The sequence below is a fragment of the Nonomuraea glycinis genome (genome assembly GCF_014646515.1).
Classification (GTDB): domain Bacteria; phylum Actinomycetota; class Actinomycetes; order Streptosporangiales; family Streptosporangiaceae; genus Nonomuraea; species Nonomuraea glycinis.
In genome coordinates this window covers 30945-49286 of sequence record NZ_BMNK01000027.1, presented here as the reverse complement: position 1 = coordinate 49286, position 18342 = coordinate 30945, and the positions used below count along the sequence as shown (strand labels likewise).

Annotated in this window: 12 protein-coding genes; 7 read left to right on the top strand and 5 right to left on the bottom strand. The window is 69.0% G+C overall.

What is annotated here, in order from left to right; all coding sequences use genetic code 11:
• Window positions 1-107: 107 nt before the first annotated feature.
• Window positions 108-971, bottom strand: a complete 864-nt coding sequence (locus tag IEY87_RS43640) for an SMP-30/gluconolactonase/LRE family protein (RefSeq protein ID WP_189144784.1) — start codon at window positions 969-971, stop codon at window positions 108-110.
• Window positions 972-1425: 454 nt separating this feature from the next.
• Here IEY87_RS43640 and IEY87_RS43635 point away from each other — a divergent pair, with 454 nt between their 5' ends.
• Window positions 1426-2523, top strand: coding sequence for an FUSC family protein (locus tag IEY87_RS43635; RefSeq protein ID WP_189144783.1), 1098 nt, complete (start codon window positions 1426-1428; stop codon window positions 2521-2523).
• Between the two features lie 333 nt (window positions 2524-2856).
• On the opposite strand, the gene IEY87_RS43630 is transcribed toward IEY87_RS43635, so the two are convergent.
• On the bottom strand, window positions 2857-4257 hold the full coding sequence (locus tag IEY87_RS43630; protein ID WP_225277011.1) for a sugar porter family MFS transporter: 1401 nt from the start codon (window positions 4255-4257) through the stop codon (window positions 2857-2859).
• A gap of 121 nt (window positions 4258-4378) precedes the next feature.
• Here IEY87_RS43630 and IEY87_RS43625 point away from each other — a divergent pair, with 121 nt between their 5' ends.
• A complete protein-coding gene (locus tag IEY87_RS43625; protein ID WP_308426485.1) occupies window positions 4379-6901 on the top strand; it encodes a BTAD domain-containing putative transcriptional regulator in 2523 nt (840 codons plus the stop codon).
• Here the strand turns inward: IEY87_RS43625 and IEY87_RS43620 are convergent.
• A complete protein-coding gene (locus IEY87_RS43620; protein ID WP_189144780.1) occupies window positions 6836-9967 on the bottom strand; it encodes an ATP-binding protein in 3132 nt (1043 codons plus the stop codon). The genes IEY87_RS43625 and IEY87_RS43620 overlap by 66 nt on opposite strands.
• A 148-nt stretch (window positions 9968-10115) precedes the next feature.
• On the opposite strand from IEY87_RS43620, the gene IEY87_RS43615 reads away from it, so the two are divergent.
• From IEY87_RS43615 to IEY87_RS43595, 5 genes are all read left to right on the top strand, one after another.
• Entirely contained in the window at window positions 10116-10883 is a 768-nt protein-coding gene (locus IEY87_RS43615) for a GNAT family N-acetyltransferase (protein ID WP_189144779.1), read from the top strand.
• A 34-nt stretch (window positions 10884-10917) separates the two neighbouring features.
• The gene (locus IEY87_RS43610; protein WP_189144778.1) at window positions 10918-11802 is read left to right on the top strand and encodes an NADP-dependent ketol-acid reductoisomerase; all 885 of its coding nucleotides are present in this window, start codon (window positions 10918-10920) and stop codon (window positions 11800-11802) included.
• Between the two features lie 170 nt (window positions 11803-11972).
• The gene (locus IEY87_RS43605; RefSeq protein ID WP_225277012.1) at window positions 11973-13628 is read left to right on the top strand and encodes an AfsR/SARP family transcriptional regulator; all 1656 of its coding nucleotides are present in this window, start codon (window positions 11973-11975) and stop codon (window positions 13626-13628) included.
• 114 nt (window positions 13629-13742) lie between these two features.
• Window positions 13743-15344 (top strand): aldehyde dehydrogenase family protein, encoded by a 1602-nt coding sequence (locus tag IEY87_RS43600; RefSeq protein ID WP_189144777.1) that lies wholly within the window; start codon window positions 13743-13745, stop codon window positions 15342-15344.
• Window positions 15345-15362: 18 nt separating this feature from the next.
• The gene (locus IEY87_RS43595) at window positions 15363-15920 is read left to right on the top strand and encodes a hypothetical protein (protein ID WP_189144776.1); all 558 of its coding nucleotides are present in this window, start codon (window positions 15363-15365) and stop codon (window positions 15918-15920) included.
• 109 nt (window positions 15921-16029) lie between these two features.
• Here IEY87_RS43595 and IEY87_RS43590 read toward each other — a convergent pair whose 3' ends face one another.
• Together IEY87_RS43590 and IEY87_RS43585 are read right to left on the bottom strand one after the other, a co-directional pair.
• The gene (locus tag IEY87_RS43590) at window positions 16030-16833 is read right to left on the bottom strand and encodes a hypothetical protein (protein WP_189144775.1); all 804 of its coding nucleotides are present in this window, start codon (window positions 16831-16833) and stop codon (window positions 16030-16032) included.
• Entirely contained in the window at window positions 16830-18311 is a 1482-nt protein-coding gene (locus IEY87_RS43585) for an aldehyde dehydrogenase family protein (protein WP_189144774.1), read from the bottom strand. The genes IEY87_RS43590 and IEY87_RS43585 overlap by 4 nt, the downstream gene beginning before the upstream one ends.
• Window positions 18312-18342: the final 31 nt, after the last annotated feature.

Sequence of the window (18342 nt, the reverse complement as noted above, 5' to 3'; positions counted from 1 at the left end):
AGGCAGACTTCCGCTGCGACCACCGCGCGACATCGGGGTGGCGTGCAGGTCGGCGTACTCCGGACGGGCGGCTTCGTCGTTTTGGGCCAGGAAGATAGAGCACCCGGTCAGAGTGTTGTCGGCAGGACCGGGCGACCTGGCACGCCGGGGTCGGCGGCGAAGAGGGACCCCGCCTCCGGCTGCTCAGCGCGGTCCACGTCCCGCGCCGAGGTGGTGATGAACAGGCGGTCCAGATTCTCGCCTCCGAAGGCGACCGAGGTGACCTTGCGTACCGGCAGGCCGACGACCGCGTCGAGGCGGCCGCCGACGTCGTAGCGGTGGACGGCTGCTCCCTGCCACAGCGCCACCCACACGCCGCCCTCGTCATCGACTGTCAGGCCGTCCGGAGCCCCGACCTCCCGGTCGATGAATACGAACGGGCGGCGCCCGCTGAGCCCGCCCTCCGGATCATAGTCGAACACGTCCACGCGCCCGGTCGCGGTGTCGGTGTAGTAGGCGAGGGAGCCGTCCGGGCTGAAGTCGAAGCCGTTGGAGATCGTCACCTCGGGCAGGACCACCCGCAGCGTCCCATCGAGTTCGGCCACGTAGAACGAGCCGCGTCCGGGACTCTCGTCGTAGGCCATGGTGCCAATGTAGAAGCGGCCGTCGGGGTCGCAACCGCCCTCGTTCATCCGGATCGCAGGGTCGTTCCACGCCTCGCCGAGCGAGCGCAGCGGGGCGTCCAGGTCATCGGAGTCGGCCAGCAGCAGCTCGCGTTCTGCCGCGACCACGTAGCCGCCCGACACGCGCGGCCGTACGACAGCGGCGACCTTTGCCACATGGCGGCGGCGTACGTTGCCGTCGGGGTCGAGCATCAGCACGTCGCCGGCCAGCATGTCGACCCACCGCAGTCCGCCCCACTGGCCAGACCAGACGGGCCCTTCCCCGTGCTCGGCGACAGGGTCGGTCACGGGGTACGAGGCGATGGTCATGCCGATCTCCTTGACAAGTCTCACGGGACACGTGCCGCTCATGCTGCCAGAACTGTCGTAGCCGACCACGTACCTCACCAAGCGGTGTCGCGGCAGCTCAGCCTCGTCCACCAACGCCACCGCGATGTCCACCGATTACCGGGATGGACGTTGAGAGGTCTCCTGCCGGTCAGCGACGTCGGCACTCGATCCACCGCCGTGTTCTCGAGAGGCCTGGTGAGGGCAAAATGCCGCTCGAAAACGGAGCGCCCGCTACCCGACGCGGGCAGCCTCACGATAAAAGGTGAAAGACGACCCGGAAGCCACCAGGTGGGGCACCACGTCTGAGGGTGCGGTGATGGCATTTTCCGCCGCGAGGCGATGGCTGGACAGGTGGACTGACCTAGTCCCCGGCTTGGGTCGATGGCGGCGGCGGGGGCTACGCCGCTGGGTGCGGCGTGAGAGGCAGTTGCTGATGCCGACGGCGACGGTCACCGTCGGCTGCCTGGTGGCTTGGTGGATCTCCACCGAACTGATCGGCTCACCTCAGCCAGTGCTCGCTCCCACCGGCGTGCTGTTGTCGGTGACAGCGACCGCCTACAGCACCCTGATCCAGGCCGTCCAGCAGACCATCGCGGTGCTGGTCGGGCTGGCGGCTGCCATCGGCTTCGTGCAGGTGTTCGGCACCAGCGCCGCCACCATGGCCGTCCTGGTCGCGGTCGCGCTGGTGGTCAGCAGAACCGTCGGCATACCGTGGCAGAACACGCAGGCGCCCATCACCGCTCTACTCGTATTCACCCTGGGCCGCGAGTACGGCATGGCGCGGCTGCTCGACATTGTCATCGGCGCGCTCGTCGGAGCCACGCTCATACTGGTGATCCCGCCCCGTCACGTGGGTCGGGCCGCCAAGGACATGGCCGACCTGGCCGATGATCTCGCCGACCTTTGCTCCGACCTGGCGGAAGGCGTCAAGCAATCCTGGACCGCCCACCAAGCGCAAAAATGGCTGGCCCGCGCCAGACGCATGTCCGTCAGACTGCGTTCGGCCCATGAGAGCGCCGAACGAGCGACTGAGTCCCTGCGTTTCACCCTACGTCGGGCGCGAACCCGCCAGCGCCTGCGCCGCATCATGCAGGCTGCCCTATGCCTGGAGCACGCCTGTCTTCAACTGCGCGGCGTCACCCGTGCCCTCGCCGACCTGGCCGCCGGGGTTCGCGGCCTACCAGGACAGCACGAGACCGGCAGTTTTCCCCAGGTTTTCGCCGACCTGCTGAATGCGGTCGGGAAGGCTTACGCTTGTTTCGAGCAACTGCTGGTCGCCCCTGGCAGCGGCGGGGACCTGCTCCGCCTGCGCGCCGCCGTAGCGGAAGGCGAGCACCTCGAACGCGCTGCCCGCAGGCAGATGGCAGAGATCGATTCGCGTTCACCCCTCTGGACGTTGTACGGCGCGCTGCTCGAGGACTGCGTCCAACTGCGACATGAGGTCGATCCCGACGACGGGCCACATCGCGACGCCATCCCCCCACGCGCCCGTGAACAAGCGGCCCGGTTCACATCACGTCGGCGACACTAGCCTTCCGCCGTCCAGCAGGTGCACCGGGGGTGTTGTCGGCCTGCCTCGCCGACCAGCCCGCCTGTCTGCTACCGGGTGGTGGTGCGCAAGGAGATCGCCGACCACCTGCTCGGTTCGAGTTTCGTTGTCGTGCTGCGCTGCTGATCATCACCAAGGTCTCGGCCTTGTAAACGGTGGCCACGGTCGACTCGGCACCAGGCAGAGCGGATCACTGCGTACGTCAACATGCTCGGGCTCGTCCTATCCCGTCACGCCAGGGACGAGGTCCCCGTCGTCACACCTAGGCCTCGTGGTGTCCCGCGCGGGCGGGTCACCACGGCCGTACTAAGCGGGTCAGCCCATTTCCTCCAGCTTGCGGCCCTTGGTCTCCTTGATCCATCTGGCAACGAAGATGAACGACAGCAGCGCCATGACGGCGTACCCGGCATAAGTGAGCGAAAGATTCCACTCCGCGAGGGCCGGGAACGAGACTGATATCAGCCAGTTGGCGAGCCACTGGGCCGCAGCGGCGACGCCCAGGGCTGCGGCGCGGATGCGGTTGGGGAACATCTCGCCGAGCAGCACCCAGACCACCACACCCCACGACAGTGCGAAGAACAGCACGAACGCGTTGGCGGCGACGAGCGCGATCAGCCCCTGCTGGTCCGGCAGCGTAACCCTGCCGTCGGTCACCCTGGCCGCGCTGAACGCCCACGCCGTGGTGGCCAGCGCGATGGTCATCCCCACCGAGCCGATCATGAGCAGTGGCTTGCGGCCGATCTTGTCCACCAGCGCCATCGCGATCACCGTGCCGATGATGTTGATGATCGAGCTGGAGAAGCTGATCAGCAAGGACTCGCTCTGGTTGATGCCGACCGACTGCCACAGTACGGTCGAGTAGTAGAAGATCACGTTGATGCCGACGAACTGCTGGAAGGCCGACAGAGTGATGCCGATCCAGACGATCGGCAGCAGCCCGAGCGCCGGACCGCGCAGGTCCTTCATCCCCGGCACGCGTTCGGTGCGCACCACGTGCTGGATCTCCGCGATGCGCTCGTCGAGGTCCACGTCTTCACCCTCGATCTCAGTCAGCACCTCGCGCACCTGCCGGGTGCGGCCCGACATGATCAGATAGCGGGGCGATTCGGGGAGTTTCAATGCGAGCAGCAGATACAGCAGGGCTGGGATCGCGCAGGCGCCCAGCATCCACTGCCAGGCCTGCAGCGGCCCCAGGTGGTTGCTGACGTTGCCACCGGCGATACTGGCGATCACGTAGTTGACGAGCTGTGAGACGGCGATGCCGAGCACGATGGCCAACTGCTGGAACGACCCCAGCCGGCCGCGGTAGGCGGGCGGCGCCACCTCGGCGATGTACGTGGGCGCGAGCATCGACGCCATGCCGATCGCAAAGCCCGCGATCACTCGCCAGAAGCCGAGATCCCAAACCGTGAACGGCAGCATCTGCCCGATCGAGCTGATCATGAACAGCAGTGCCGCCACCTGCATGGACCTCGTACGCCCCAGCTGGTCGGCCAGCCTTCCGCCGGTCCAGGCACCTGCGGCCGAGCCCAGCAGCGCGATCGCCACCACGACCCCGGTCTCGACCGGTCCCACCCGGAAGTGGTTCTGGATACCAACTACCGCGCCGTTGATGACGGCGCTGTCGTACCCGAACAGAAATCCGCCGGCGGCCGCGGCCGCGGCGATGAACACGACGTGCCTCAGGCGCTCTTGACGGGCTCGTTTGATGATCATAGAAGTCCCCCTTGGCGGAGGCATACCCACAGGTCACGCTGAGTAGCCGACGTGGGAAGTTCCGCTATGCGGTGAGGTCGATGACGACCTTGACGTCGTCCCAGGCCCGAGAGTTTCCAGTGTGCGGTCCAGCGGCACCCGCCGAGTGATCATCTGTTCGACGATCGGCCTTGACCAAGGCGGTGGCCGCAGTCCTGAAGTGGCGCAGGTTCGCGTTAGTGAGGTAGGCCAGGCGAAGGAGCACGGCCGACCATCCTGCCGCACTTGGTTCCGTCTCCTGAGTGGCCAGAGCTCGGAGAACGCGCTCGAACACTACGCGCGAGCCCTGCCGCTGTGTCACGGCAATGCGGGAGAGGCCCTCGCCGACAGCGCGGGGGCCATGGCGGCCTTCGCCCGCATCGACCGCGAGTTTCTCGACGCGGCGGTCTCTGCGGCCGACCTCGCGGTCCGGCTCCGCCGCCCGTCGCTCGTCCTCGCACCGCTGCGGCTGGCGGCGCGGATGAGCCGGTTCGACGAGCCCGTCTACGCCGGTCTGATCATCGCCCTCGCCGCGCTGGGTCTCCGGGACGAGGCGCTGAGCCTTTTCGAGGAGATCCGCGTACGCCTGTCCGACGACCTCGGCATCGCCCCTGGACACGATCTTCAGGCGGCGCACCGGCGAGTGCTCACCCAGAGCGTGCCGCCGGCAGAGGCAGCGGTCTCGCTCGTGCATCCGGCTCGGCTGCCGCCCGGCCTCCCCCTGTTCGTCGGCCGGGCGCCCGAACGGGAAAGGCTGACGACACTACTGGCACGCATGCGTGCCGATCGCGGGATCAGCATCAGCCCGCTGGTCGTGGCGCTGGACGGCATGGGCGGCGTCGGCAAGTCCACACTGGCGGCGCACTTCGCGCACGCGATCGCCGGTGAGTTCGCCGACGGTCAGCTCTATCTCGACCTGTCGGGAGATCGGCGCGAGGAAGGCGGCCTGACCGCCGCCGATGCGCTGAGTTCGCTGTTGTACGCCCTGGGCGTCCCCGCGTCGAACATGCCGGACACGTTCGACGCGCGCGTGGGCACCTATCGCAGCCTCACCGCAGGAAAGCGGTTCCTGCTGCTGCTGGACAACGTCCAAGACGCCGCTCAGGTCCGGCCGTTACTGCCGAGCGCCGCCGGCAGCCTGGTGGTGATCACCAGCCGCCGTCGGCTGGCCGATCTCGCCACCTTCTACGGCGCTCACCTGCTACGGGTCGACGTGCCCGATCATGCCGTGGCACGGGAACTGCTCGTGCGCCGTCTTCCCGCGCAAGCGGCGGGAGGAACGGCCCACACCGCTGGGCGGAGCACCGTGGATGAGCTCGTCGAGCTCTGCGGTCGTCTGCCGCTGGCGCTCGCGAGCCTGGCGGCGAGGCTGATCGCCCACCCGACGTTGTCACTGGACGATGCGGTCGCCGAGCTCCGGGACGGAGCCGACCGGCTCGGCGCGTTCCCTGGCGGCCAGGACCTTCCCGATCCGCGTACCGCCTTCTCGTGGTCGTACCGCGCGTTGAGTGCGGAAGCCGCTCGCCTCTTCCGGCTGATGTCGCTGGCACTCGGCCCGGGAGTGACGGCCGCTGCCTGCATCAGCCTGTCGGGCCGGGAGCCGCAGAGCACCCGGGCCGCACTGGCGGAGCTGACGGAGGCGGCGCTGGTGACCGAGGACGACACCGGTTGTTTCTCGTCGCACGTGCTGGTCAAGGCGTACGCGGAGGAACTTCTTCTGGCCGGCGAATCCGCGATGGAGCGCGATACCGCGACCCGTCGTCTGCTCCAGCACTATCTGCACAGCGGCTTCAACGCCCAGATGCTGCTCCAGCCCCACCGGACGCCGGCTGTCCCGCCCCCGCCGCTGCCCGGCGTCGTGCCCGAGTGTCCTGCGACGTACAACGCGGCGATCGCGTGGTTCGCCTGCCACCAGCAGGTGCTCGTGGAGGCGGTTCGGCTCGCCGCCGACCTCGGGTACGGAATCGTGCCGTGGCAGCTCGCGCTCACCATGCAGCGGTATCTCCAGCGAGCCGGCTACTTCCAGGAATGGACGGACGTCATGCAAGCAGCCCTGCGTGCGGCCTGGCAGGAGCATGACGTGGTCGGGGAGGCGCATGTCCTGCGCGGCCTGGCGGGCGCGAGGTTCTGCGTCGGGGCCGATGTCGAGGCGCTCGAGCTCCTGACGGCGGCGCTGTCCATCTATGTCGAGCGCGGCATGGCCCTTGAGCAGGGATTGGTGCACAGCGACCTACGCCGCGTCCATGACGCGGCGGGCCGCGACGAGGCCGCTCTCAGGCACGGCAAGAGGGCCGTCGAGCTGTACCGGCTCGCCGGTGACTGCCGCATGGAGATCATCGGCCTCTGGGAGACGGGTCAGGACCTGGCTCGGCTCGGCCGGCCGGCGGAGTCGGCCGAGGTTCTGGAGCGCGCGATGAGCCTGGCTCTGCGACTCGTGAGCGTGCAGGTGGACGGCGAGATCCAGAATGACATCGCCGTCGATCTCGTCCAGTTGGGTCGCACGGCGGCGGCTTTCGATCGGCTCAGGCACGCGGAGGGGGCGGTCATGGCCCGTCCGCTGTCAGCCGAGGCCGGCCAGGAACGTCTCGGCGCGGCGAGCGAACAGGTGGGCTCCACGCGTGGTTGAGAGCTCGCGCGCCTGTTCACCCGCGGACCGCACGGCGGCCACCGGGGCACCACGGGCCTGGAGCAGCCGCGCCCGTTGCAGAAGGACCAATCCTTCCGGATAGCGCTGGCCGTAGGCGTCCAGGCAAAGGTCTGCGCGGTCGAGTGCGGCGGCGGCCGCGACCGTGTCCCCGTTCGCCAATCGCATCTCGCCCAGCAGCCCGAACCAGGTGGCGACGCACGAACGCGGCGGGTCGAGAAGGTCCGCGGCGATGATCCGCTCGGCCTCCGCCGTTGCCCTGGCGGGGCCGTCTCCGGTCATGGTCAGCGCCCAGCATCGTGCCAGCCGCTGGTAGGTGCCGAGGTAGGCGAAAGACTGTCCGGGATCCGCGGCGATCCCCAGCTCCGTGACGCGTAGCGCCTCGGCCGGGTCACCGGTCAGCGACGCGATCCGTGCGGCGAAGGTGGCCCAGATCGTGAGCACGTACGGGTCGTCGCCGGCCGTTCTTTCGAGCATGCCGAGCATCTCGCGCGCCGCGCCGAGGTCACCGTGCAGCGCGGTCACCTCGGCGAGCAATCCGATCATGATGAGCAGGAGGTCGTGCCGGACCGGATCCTCATCATGTCGCGCAAGGTCGAGGACAACGGCTTTGGAACGGCTGAGGTACCGGTAGGCCTGCCCGATGTCGCCGAGGTGCCACTGGTAGATACCCCATGCCTGCAGACCGCTGGCCGACACGAACGGGTCGGCGGACGCCTCGCCCGCCTCCAGCAACCGGCGCGCCAGCGGGCCGCTGCGGTCGAGTTCGATGGCCTGGGCATGAGCGGCCCAGCGAGAGTAGAGAAAACTCGCCGCCTCGACCTCGCGACCGAGTCCGCGAGCCAGGCGCTCGGCCCGCTCCAGTTGGGCGAGCGAGGCGAATCCGTACATCGATCGCATCCCGAGGACGGCGGTGAGCTGCGACAAGGCGGACAGCTCCAGTTCGGGGAGACCCGCGGTCCGTGCCACCTGTGCGGCTGACTGCAGATGCCGCTCGGCGGCCTCGAGCGCGGACTTCGCCGCCGCGCTGCGGCCCGCGCGTACCAGGGCGCCGGCGGTGCGGGCCGGGTCGGCCAGCGGTCCGGCCGCCCACAGGTGGTGCGCCAGACGCTCGGCGGTGGGTTCGCCACCGGCCGCGGCGATCTCCAGGGCGTCCGCGATCTGCAGATGTAGCCGGCCGGTACGGGGAGTCGGTGCCGTGGCTGCGACCGACTCGCGGACCAGGTCGTGCGCGAAGTGCAGGGAGTACGGATTGTCCGGCGCCGGCTCGATCATGCCCAGGGCCGCCGCCGGCTCGAGGCGGTCGAGACAGCTCTCGACCTCGAGGTGGGCCGCGCGGGCCAGCAGGCCGAGGTCGATGTCCCGTCCGATGAGGGCGGCGATCCTCAGCAGGTCCCGGGTGCCGGTATCGAGGCCGGACATCCGATCGATCACGATGTCACGGACAGTGGCCGGAACCGCTTCATGGACGGCGGCGGCCTCGGAGAGGGCGCCGTTATCGGCGAGCATCCGGGACAACTCCCGGATGAAGAACGGGTTGCCGGCGGTACGGGCATGGATGCTGCGGGCGGCGTCGAGGTCCGGATCCAGCCCGGTCTCCAACCGGACGAGTTCGACCGCCTCGCCTGGGGCGAGCGGGCCGAGCCGGACGCGACGATGACCGGACACCCGGCTGACCGCGGCGAGCGTGCGCGACAGTTCCGAGCCGGGTGCGGGGGCGCGATCACGGAGCGCTCCCATGACCGCGGTGCCGGCGGGCAGTCTGGCCGCCACGTGGCCGAACAACTGGAGCGAGGCGATGTCCGCCCACTGGAGATCGTCGATGATCAGCAGTACGGGGCGCCGCGCGGAGGACTCGCTGATGACGGTGACAACCTGCTCGAACAGCCGGAACCGGGAGGCGCTGTCCGGGATCATCGGTACGGCGCCCGCGTCATCCGGCGGCTCGACGAGCCGGCCGAGCTCACCGGTATGCCACTTCTCCTGCTCGGGAACGGTCAGATCGTCGAGAAGGGCGCCGATCGCCTGCACCCATGGCCACATCGAGGGCATCCCGTCGCCGTCCAGGCAGCGACCCCAGACGACGAGCGCTCCCTGCCGGTCCGCCTCGGCGGCGATCTCCTCCAGCAGGCGGGTCTTGCCCACACCCGGCTCGCCCTCGACGACGCCGATCCCGCTGCCGCCGGCGAGCGCCGGTCCGAGCGTTCGCCGAAGCGTCACGAGTTCGTCGGCCCGGCCCACCAGCCCGCCGGAAGTGGGCGGTTCGTCGCGGATCGCCCGGTCGGGGCCCGCGGCGGCCTGCTTGAGCACCTGCTCGTGTGCGGCCTGGAGCGCACGACCAGGGTCGATGCCGAGTTCTTCGTCGAGGCGGGTGCGGACCGTACGGAAGACCGCCAGCGCTTCGGCCTGGTGCCCCGCGGCGCCGAGAGCGGTGACGAGGCTCGCCTGCAACGGTTCGTGCAGCGGCGCGATCGACGTGGCCAGTTGGAGCGTGGAGAGCACGCGTTCCGTCCGGCCCAGCTCGACCGCCAGGCCGGCGGCGGTCACGCACACGTCGAAGAACTCCGCGTCGAGCGCGGCGAAGATCGGTATTCCGGCGGTGCGATGGGACAGCCCGCTGCCCGCCGAGCCTTTCCAGTGGCCGAGTGCCGTGATGTAGTGGTCCAGAGCTCTCTCCGGGTGCTCGGTTCTGGCCGTGGCGACGAGGTCACGGAAGGCGATGAGGTCGAGCGTGCCGGGACCGGCATTGAACAGGTAGCTGGTCCCGCGGCGGTGGAGGTAGGCGCCGGTGGCGCGGGCGGGAAGCTCCGGTTCGAGCACGCGCCGGAGGGCGCCGATGTATTTGTGGATGACGTTGATGGCGGACGCCGGAACGTCGTCCTCCCAGATCAGGTCGATCAGGTCGGCGGTGCTGACCGGCTGTCCCGCGCGGGCGAGGAGAACCGCGAGGAGGTAGGCCTGCTGACGGGGCCCGGGATCTCGCTCGACGTCATCGCGCCAGATCCTCGGCGGGCCAAGAATCTCCAGCCGCAGACAGTCACCAGCCACTCGCCGCCCCCATGAACGTCGCTCGTAGGCAGGGTACGCAGGACGGATCCGCGGTGCCAAAGCCCCGAGCGCTCCGACGAGATCTAAGAATCCCAGGGTTCAGACGGAATGCAGAAGGCTTCAACTACGCGCCATTAGCGTCGCAGCCATGCTGAAGCCACTCTCCATCCGCGACCTGCAGCCACAGCTCGCAGCCAATCGCCGGTACTGGACCGGCCTGGCGGGTGCCGAGGGTGCCGATGATCCCGGCGCCAGCCTGCCGATCTACCGCACAGGTATCGCGCACCCTCTGCTGAACGGGGTTCTACGGGTCCGCGCTGTACCGCTCGACGACGCGGTGGCCGAGGCGCGGCAGCGGCTCGACGGTTCGGTGTGGACCTGGTGGGTCGGTGCGGACAGCGACGAGGGCACCGCGGAAAGGCTCATGGCGCGGGGTGCCGACGAGATCGTGACCCTGCCGATCATGGCTATGGACCTCGACCGCGTCGCGACGTTCGAGGCGCCGGGCAACCTGAGATTCCGCACGATCACCGGCGCCGCGGAGATGGCCGGGTACGTCGCCACGTTCGCCGGGCCGATGGGCATCGCGACCGGCCTCGACCTGGTCGCGGAGCGTGAGCTCGCCTTCGGGTGCCTTGACGTGGTCCGCCGGGCCGCGGTCATCGACGGCCGCATGGTCGGCACCTGCACGCTGTCGCTCGGTACCGACGTCGCCGCGCTCTACTGCATAGCCACCCACCCCGATCACCGCCGCCGTGGCATCGCCACCGCCCTGACCCTCGATGCGCTGCGTATCGCCCGGAACTCCGGAAGACGCATCGCCACCTTGCAGTCGAGCAGCGCGGGTGAGCCGGTGTATCGGCGGATCGGCTTCGAGACCGTTTCCCACTATCGCCTCTTCGCCTTCGGCGAGTAGGCATTCCAATCCAGCAAGAAACTGAGAGGAATCCATGTCCGCGGAAGTTTTCTACGACGCCGACCTGTCCATGATCCAGCAGCGCAAGGTCGCGGTCATCGGGTACGGCAGCCAGGGCCACGCGCACTCGCTGTCGCTGCGTGACTCGAGCGTCGACGTGGTGGTCGGCCTGAAGGAGGGCTCGAAGAGCCGGGCCAAGGCCGAGGAGCAGGGCTTGAAGGTGCTGACGCCGGCCGAGGCGTCGGCGTGGGCCGACGTGATCATGGTGCTGGCGCCGGACACCGCGCAGCGCCAGATCTACACCGAGTCGATCGCCCCGAACCTGACCACCGGCAAGGCGCTGTTCTTCGGGCACGGGCTGAACATCCGGTTCGAGCTGATCAAGCCGCCGGCCGGCGTGACCGTGGCGATGGTGGCGCCGAAGGGGCCGGGTCACCTGGTCCGCCGCCAGTATGTGGACGGCAAGGGCGTGCCGTGTCTGGTGGCCGTGGAGCGGGACCCGACCGGCGACGGCTTGTCCGCGCTGGTGCAGACCGGGTTCGAGGTGCTCACTGAGGCCGGGTACGCCCCGGAGATCGCGTACTTCGAGTGCCTGCACGAGCTCAAGCTGATCGTGGACCTGATGTACGAGGGCGGCATCTCCCGGATGCGCTACAGCATCTCGGACACCACCGAGTTCGGTGACTATGTCAGCGGGCCGCGGGTGATCGACGGCCGGGTCAAGGAGGAGATGAGGACGATCCTCTCGGAGATCCGGTCAGGCGCCTTCACCGAGAAGCTCATCGCGGACGACGACGCCGGTGGGCCGGAGCTCACCAAGTACCGCGCGCAGGGCGCCGCCCACCCGATCGAGGTGACCGGGAGGAAGCTTCGCGACATGATGTCGTGGGTCGACCGCCCGATCACCGAAACCGCCTGATCTCAGGCGATGCGAAGCGCCCGGCCGAATCCGGGCGCGACGATCCACTGACCGTTCACAACTCCTCAAGTTCATCTCCTTACGGTTGCCGAGGTTCTGGCCGGTGGGAGGTCCCGTCACGGACGGAACCTCCCACCGGAACGACTCAGCCGCGATGAGAAGGACGATCCGTGACCGCAGTCACCCACCTCTTGACCGACGGCGATCCGGGGCCGGGCGACCCTGCGGCGCTGCGCCTCCAGGTCATGGGCGCGGTACGGGTCTGGCGTGGAGACACCGAGCTCGACGCGGGTCCACGTCAGCAACGATGCCTGCTGGCCCTGCTCCTGGCCCATGGGGGCCGGCCGATCGCCATGACCCATCTGATCGATCTCATCTGGGGTCCGGGGGCGCCGCCCAGCGCGGTGAATGTCATCCACAAATACGTGGGCGCTCTGCGCCGGCTGCTCGAGCCTGGCCTGCGCGCCAGGGCCGCGGGCAGTTACCTCGTCCGGCAGGGCAACGGCTACCGCTTCATGGCCGGCCCGCAGACCCTGGACCTGTTCGCGTTCCGTCAGCACGTCACCGCCGGGCGGGCGAGCGCCGCCGAAGGCGATGCGAAGCAGGCGCTCGACCGTTACGTCGAGGCTCTTCAGCTGTGTCACGGCCACGCGGGCGAGGGACTGTCGGACAGCGCCGCCGCCATGGCGACCTTCTCGGCCATCGACGGCGAGTTCTACGAGGCGGCCACGGCCGCCGCGGAGATCGCCACCCGTGCTCGGCGGCCCTCCCGCGTGCTTGCGCCGCTACGGCTCGCGACGAAGATGGGGCCGCTCAACGAGCCCGTGCACGCGAGCCTGATGACCGCCCTGGCCACGGCCGGGCATCAGGCCGAAGCGCTCGCGGTGTACCGGACGATCCGGGACCGCCTGGCCGACGACCTGGGCATCGACCCAGGTCACGATCTCCAGGAAGCTCATCGACGGGTGCTGGACCAGACAGTGACCCCCGCCGGTGAGAAACCGGCGGAGGCGAGACCTGCGGCACCTTTTCCTCTGGTACGCCCGGCTCAGCTGCCACCGGATCTGTCGGTGTTCGTGGGCCGCGAGGCCGAGCTGGACGTCCTGCGCGGCTTGGTCGCGGGTATGCGCGACGAGCGGCGGAGCGGCCCGCTGGTGGTGGCGATGGACGGCATGGGCGGCGTCGGCAAGTCGACGCTGGCGACGCGTCTCGCGCACCAGGTCGCCGCCACGTTCGCCGACGGCCAGCTCTATCTCGACCTTCAAGGGGACCAGGCCCAGGAGGCGAGCCTCACGGTCCGCGACGCGCTGCCTTCGCTGCTGTACGCGCTGGGCGTTTCCCCGTCTGAAATCCCGGACGCCTGTGACGCGCGGATCGGCACGTACCGGAGTCTGACCGCCGGTCGGCGGTTCCTCATTCTGCTGGACAACGCTCGCGACTCGGAGCAGGTCCGGCCGCTGCTGCCCAACTCGGCCGGCAGCCTGGTCCTGATCACCAGTCGCAGGCCGCTCACCGCGCTGGCCGCGTTCGACGGCGCTCACCTGGTGCGGATCGACCTGCCCGACATGTCGTCGGCGCGGGCGCTGCTCACACTCCGCCTGGCCGGACTGCCGAACGGGGCCGAGTCCGCCGACCCCGAGATCGTGGACGAGATCATCGAGCTGTGCGGCCGGTTGCCGCTGGCCCTCGCGGTTGTCGCCGCGCGGCTCATCGCCCGCCCGCGCCTGTCGCCGGCCACCGTGCTCGCGGATCTGCGCGACGGCGCCCGCCGCCTCGACGCCTCTCCCGGCGTCGCCGATCCCCGTACGACTTTCTCCTGGTCGTAGCGGCTCTTGCCGGATTCACCACACGTTCAGTCTTCTTCCACTGACGCTCCCTACGTTAATGCCGATCCGGATGCTTGGGGACCAGCGCATCCGCATGAATAAAAGGGGGAAACAATGAAAGCCGCGAAAGCCGTCGATTGGGCCGACCCGGGCCGGTGGAAGGCCACTCCGGCCACCGTTCGGCTGGACCTGCTCAAGCAGATCCGGCGCAATATCGACCGGTATTTCGACGACCTGGTGAGCGCCGACTGCGAGGCGAAGGGCATCGACCGCAGCGTGGCGGCCAACGCTCACCAGGTGGGCACGAGCGTTCAGGCGACCGTGGTACCGGTCGCCGCCAACGTGTCGGCCGCCATCGCCCTGTACGAGGGCCTGGTCCAGGGACGACCGCTCCAGCCGCTCACGGTGCGGCCGGCCGGCGACGGCCGCTTCGACATCCGGGTCGGGCCCCGGGGCAGGGACCGTCTCCTCAACGGGGACCGGACGGACATCCTGCGTGTCACCGGCGAACCACGCAGGACCGACCCCTACCAGAAGCCCGGCGGCATCGTCGCCGTGCTCGGCGCGGGCAACTTCGCGTCCTCACTCGAGATGATCAACGCCCTCTTCGTGGACAGCTGTGCCGTCGTCCACAAACCCCATCCCCTCAACGTCGGCGCCGACCTGGTCTGGGAGAAAGTCCTCCAGCCCCTCGTCGACATGCATGCGCTCGCTTTCTGCGACGCCGAGGAGGGGCATGAGCTGACCCGTGATCCGCGCCTGACGAAGATCTACTTCACCGGTGGCGCACCCACGGCCGAAGCGATCATGGCCGGCATCGACACGGAGGTGGTCTCCGAGTGCGGCGGCAACAACCCGTGCGTCATCATCCCGGGCGACCGCCGCTGGACCGCGAGCGAGATCCGTCACCAGGCGCTCCAGATCGCCACCATGGTCAAGATCAATGGTGGTTCCGTCTGCGGGCGCGTCCAAACGCTGGTGACCAGCCGGCACTGGCCGCAGCGGCGTGAGTTCCTGGACGCCGTCACGCTCGCCTTGCGGGACCAGACGCCGGCGACCACCGCCTACTACCCGGGGGTGGACAAGACGTTCGCCGCCTTCCAGGACGCCTACCCGGACGCGCGGATCATCGAGTCGCGAGACCGCGCGCCCGCATCGGCGGTCCTGGTGATCGAGGACGTGGACCATGACGGGTTCGCCGTCCACAACGAGGCGTTCTGCCAGGTCATGTCCGAGGTCGCGCTCGATGTGGCGCCCGACGCCGAGACGTTCACGCCCGCCGCGGTAGCCTTCTGCAACGACACTCTGCTCGGTACTCTCGCCGTGACCGTCCTGGTCGACGAGGACACCCGCAAGGCCCACGCCTCGACCGTCGACCGCACGGTCACGGAACTGCGCTACGGCGCGGTCGGCGTCAACACGATGCCACCGACGGTCTGGACTAACCCCTATCTGACCTGGGGCGGGAACGAGGAGGGACAGGAGCTCGTCTCCGGTCGCGGCAACTTCGGCAACGTCCTGGGCTACGAGAACGTCGACAAGTCCATCGTCATCAGTGGATTCACCTCACCGGGTCACCTGATCAACGACCGCAAGCAGGGCTGGCTCGACCTGTCGGCCCGCTTCACGCGCTACACGATCGACCCGACCTGGGGGCGTCTGCTCGCGCTCGCCGGCACGGTGCTGCGTCTGCGTCTCCAACGCCCCGACTTCTAGTCCTGTGAAGGGAACCTCTTGAACGCCGTTGCCACTTCGGCCGCGCCCGACCTCGGGCGTGTTCTGAGGCGCCTCTACCTCGTACGCTTCGGATTCGCCCTGGTCTGGGCCGTCCTGCTGTTCCTGACCGCGGCGGATCTCGGCCCGGTCGCTTCCACACTGCTTGTGCTCTACCCCTTGTTCGACGTGGTCGCCGCCGTCATCGATGCTCGCTCTTCCAGGGCGACCGGTTCGCCCGCCGTCCTGTACGCGAACATCGCCGTCAGCACACTCGCCGGCATCGGGCTGGTCTTCGCCGTGACCTCCGGCATCCCGTCGGTCCTGCGGGTGTGGGGTGTCTGGGCCATCGCGTCGGGGCTCGTTCAGCTCGTCCTCGGCATCGGCCGCCGCCGTCTGTCCGGTCAGTGGCCGATGATCATCAGCGGGACGATCTCGATGCTCGCCGGGACGTCCTTCTTCCTTCAGGCCGGTGGGGAGGGGGCGTCGCTGGCCAACCTGGCCGTCTACGCCTTCCTCGGCGGCGTCTTCTTCCTGGTCTCCGCTCTGCGGCTCGGACGCGCGGCCAGGCACCGCTGATCCGACATGGCCCGTGTGGTTCGCCAGGTGCTGGGCTACTGATGGCTCGGCGTCCGACGGCGCTCGCCGCCGGACGCCGTACCTACTGAACCCGGCCGGCGACCTTCTTTCAGGTTGCGAGAAAGTGCGGCCACCGCCGCAGGTCCGCGGCGACACCGGGGTCGATCGCGTGGATCGCGTCGATCGCCTCGTCGTGCGTCAGCGCCGGTCCGTTCAGCATGTCGATCAGACATCGCAGCGCGGTGGCCCCGGCGTTGGCCCACAGCCGCTTGGTGAGCGTCTGAAGGCCGAACTCGAACCAGACGTAGTTGCTTCCGTCCAGCTCCGGCGCCCGGAACATGTCCCGCAGCTCGTACAGCGGCCACTGCCGGGATCCGCCCCAGACGATCCGGACGACGGTGAGCAGCGCCTCCTCGCGTTGCGGCTCGACCTCACTGACATAGCCCTGCAGCGCCAGGTTCGCGAGCATTTCCCGCAGCCAGAATGCCGTCGGGTTAGCCGGCTCCCCCAGCGAGTGCAGGTAGTGCCCGATCTCATGAGACACCAGCAGGTCCGCGAAGCTGCTGAGCGTTACCGGGTCGCCGTAGACGCGACGCAGCTCGGCCCGGTCGTGGCCGGCGAGGACCGGCGCGACCGAGTCGAGCACCACGGTCCAGAATTGCGCCGGTTCCTGCCCGACGACGATGCGGTCCGCTTCCGCGTGCGGCATCCCGTACACCGGGAACGCCGCCACGGCAGCCCAGTCGTCGGCGCCCACGACGTACAAAGTGGGGATCCTGAACTCCCCCACCAGCTTGTTCAGCCACTCGACCATCCGCTCGGCCTGGTCCGCGATGGACCGGCCGCGGGCCTCTCCGCCCCGGCTCGTGCGGACCGGGAAACCCCAGCCCTCCAGGGCATTCAGCTCGTTCATGACACGAGTTCCTGCGGGGCCAGGCCGAGGCTCACGGTTTTGACCTGGGTGTATTCGTAGACGGCAGCGGCGCCCTTCTCCCGGCCGTACCCGCTGCGCTTGTATCCGCCGAAGGGTGTCTCCTGGGTCATGACGCCGCCGTTCACCGCGACCTGGCCCGCCTCGATCAAGTGTGCCGCGCGCAGCCCTCGGGCAACGTCGCCGGTCCACACGGCTGCGGCGAGTCCGTACTCGGTGTCGTTGGCCAGCGTGATGGCTTCGTCGAAGCCATCGAACGGCAGGGACACGAGCACCGGTCCGAAGATCTCCTCGCGCGCGATACGCATGTCCGGCGTGACGTCCTTGTACACAGTGGGTGCGATGTAGCGTCCCGAGGCGGCCGCTCCTTGGCGGTAGCAGGCACCGCCCGTCAGCGCGGTGGCGCCCGCCTCGGCGGCGGACTCGAAGAAGCCGAGGACCTTCTCGAACTGTGGTTCGGTGATGATGGGCCCGAAGTCCACACCGGGCTGCTTCTGCTCGAGGATGGCGCTGACGCGGCCGAGCAGCGCGTCCTGGGCGGAGCGCTCGACGATCAGCCGGGTGGTCGCCGAGCAGACCTGCCCGGAGTTCATCAGGGTGGTCGTGGCGGCGGCGAGAGCGGCACGGTCCAGGTCCGCGTCCCCGAACACCACCAGCGGGGACTTGCCGCCGAGTTCAAGAGTCAGGGGAATGACGCGTTCTGCCGCGATCCCGGCGATGACCTGACCGGTCGGGACCGAGCCGGTGAAGGTCACCTTGCGGACGGCGTCGTGGCGCACCAGCGCTGCTCCGGCGGCCGGGCCGGTGCCCGTGACGACGTTGAGCACGCCGTGCGGAAGCCCCGCCGCCGAGGCCAGGCGGGCGAACCTGAGGGTCGCGGCCGAGGTGAATTCGGATGGCTTGACGATGACCGTGTTGCCTGCGGCGAGTGCCGGAGCGATACCGCGGGAGGCCTGGTTCAGCGGCCCGTTCCACGGGGCGATGATGCCGACCACGCCGAACGGTTCGTGCCGGGTATAGGTGTGCTGTCCTGGTCCTTGGTCGATGGTCTCGCCGTGCATGGTGCGCACCACGGCCGCGTAGTACTCGAAGTAGTCCGCGCAGGACAGCATCTCGGCTCGGGCGTGGGCGACCAGCTTGCCCGTCTCGGCGATCTCCGCCTCGACGAGTCCGTCAAGATTCTCGCGGACGGCCGTACCGACCGCCCGGAGCAGATCGGAACGTTCCGCGGTGCTCGTCGCGGCCCAGGCGTGACGAGCCGACGATGCGGCGACCGCGGCGGCATCGACATCACGCCCGTCGCCGTCGGCGATCTCGAAGGAGACACTGCGATCGACGGGACTGGTCGTCGGCCGGTAGGCGCCGCCGACGGGCGCCGCTCCCCATCCGTCGATCCAGTGATCGAACCGCTCGGCCCCCCTGCTCGCGCCGCCGACGGCATCAAGGGTCTCGTTGGTCACTGACACGACCTCCAAACATCGTTTTCAGGGC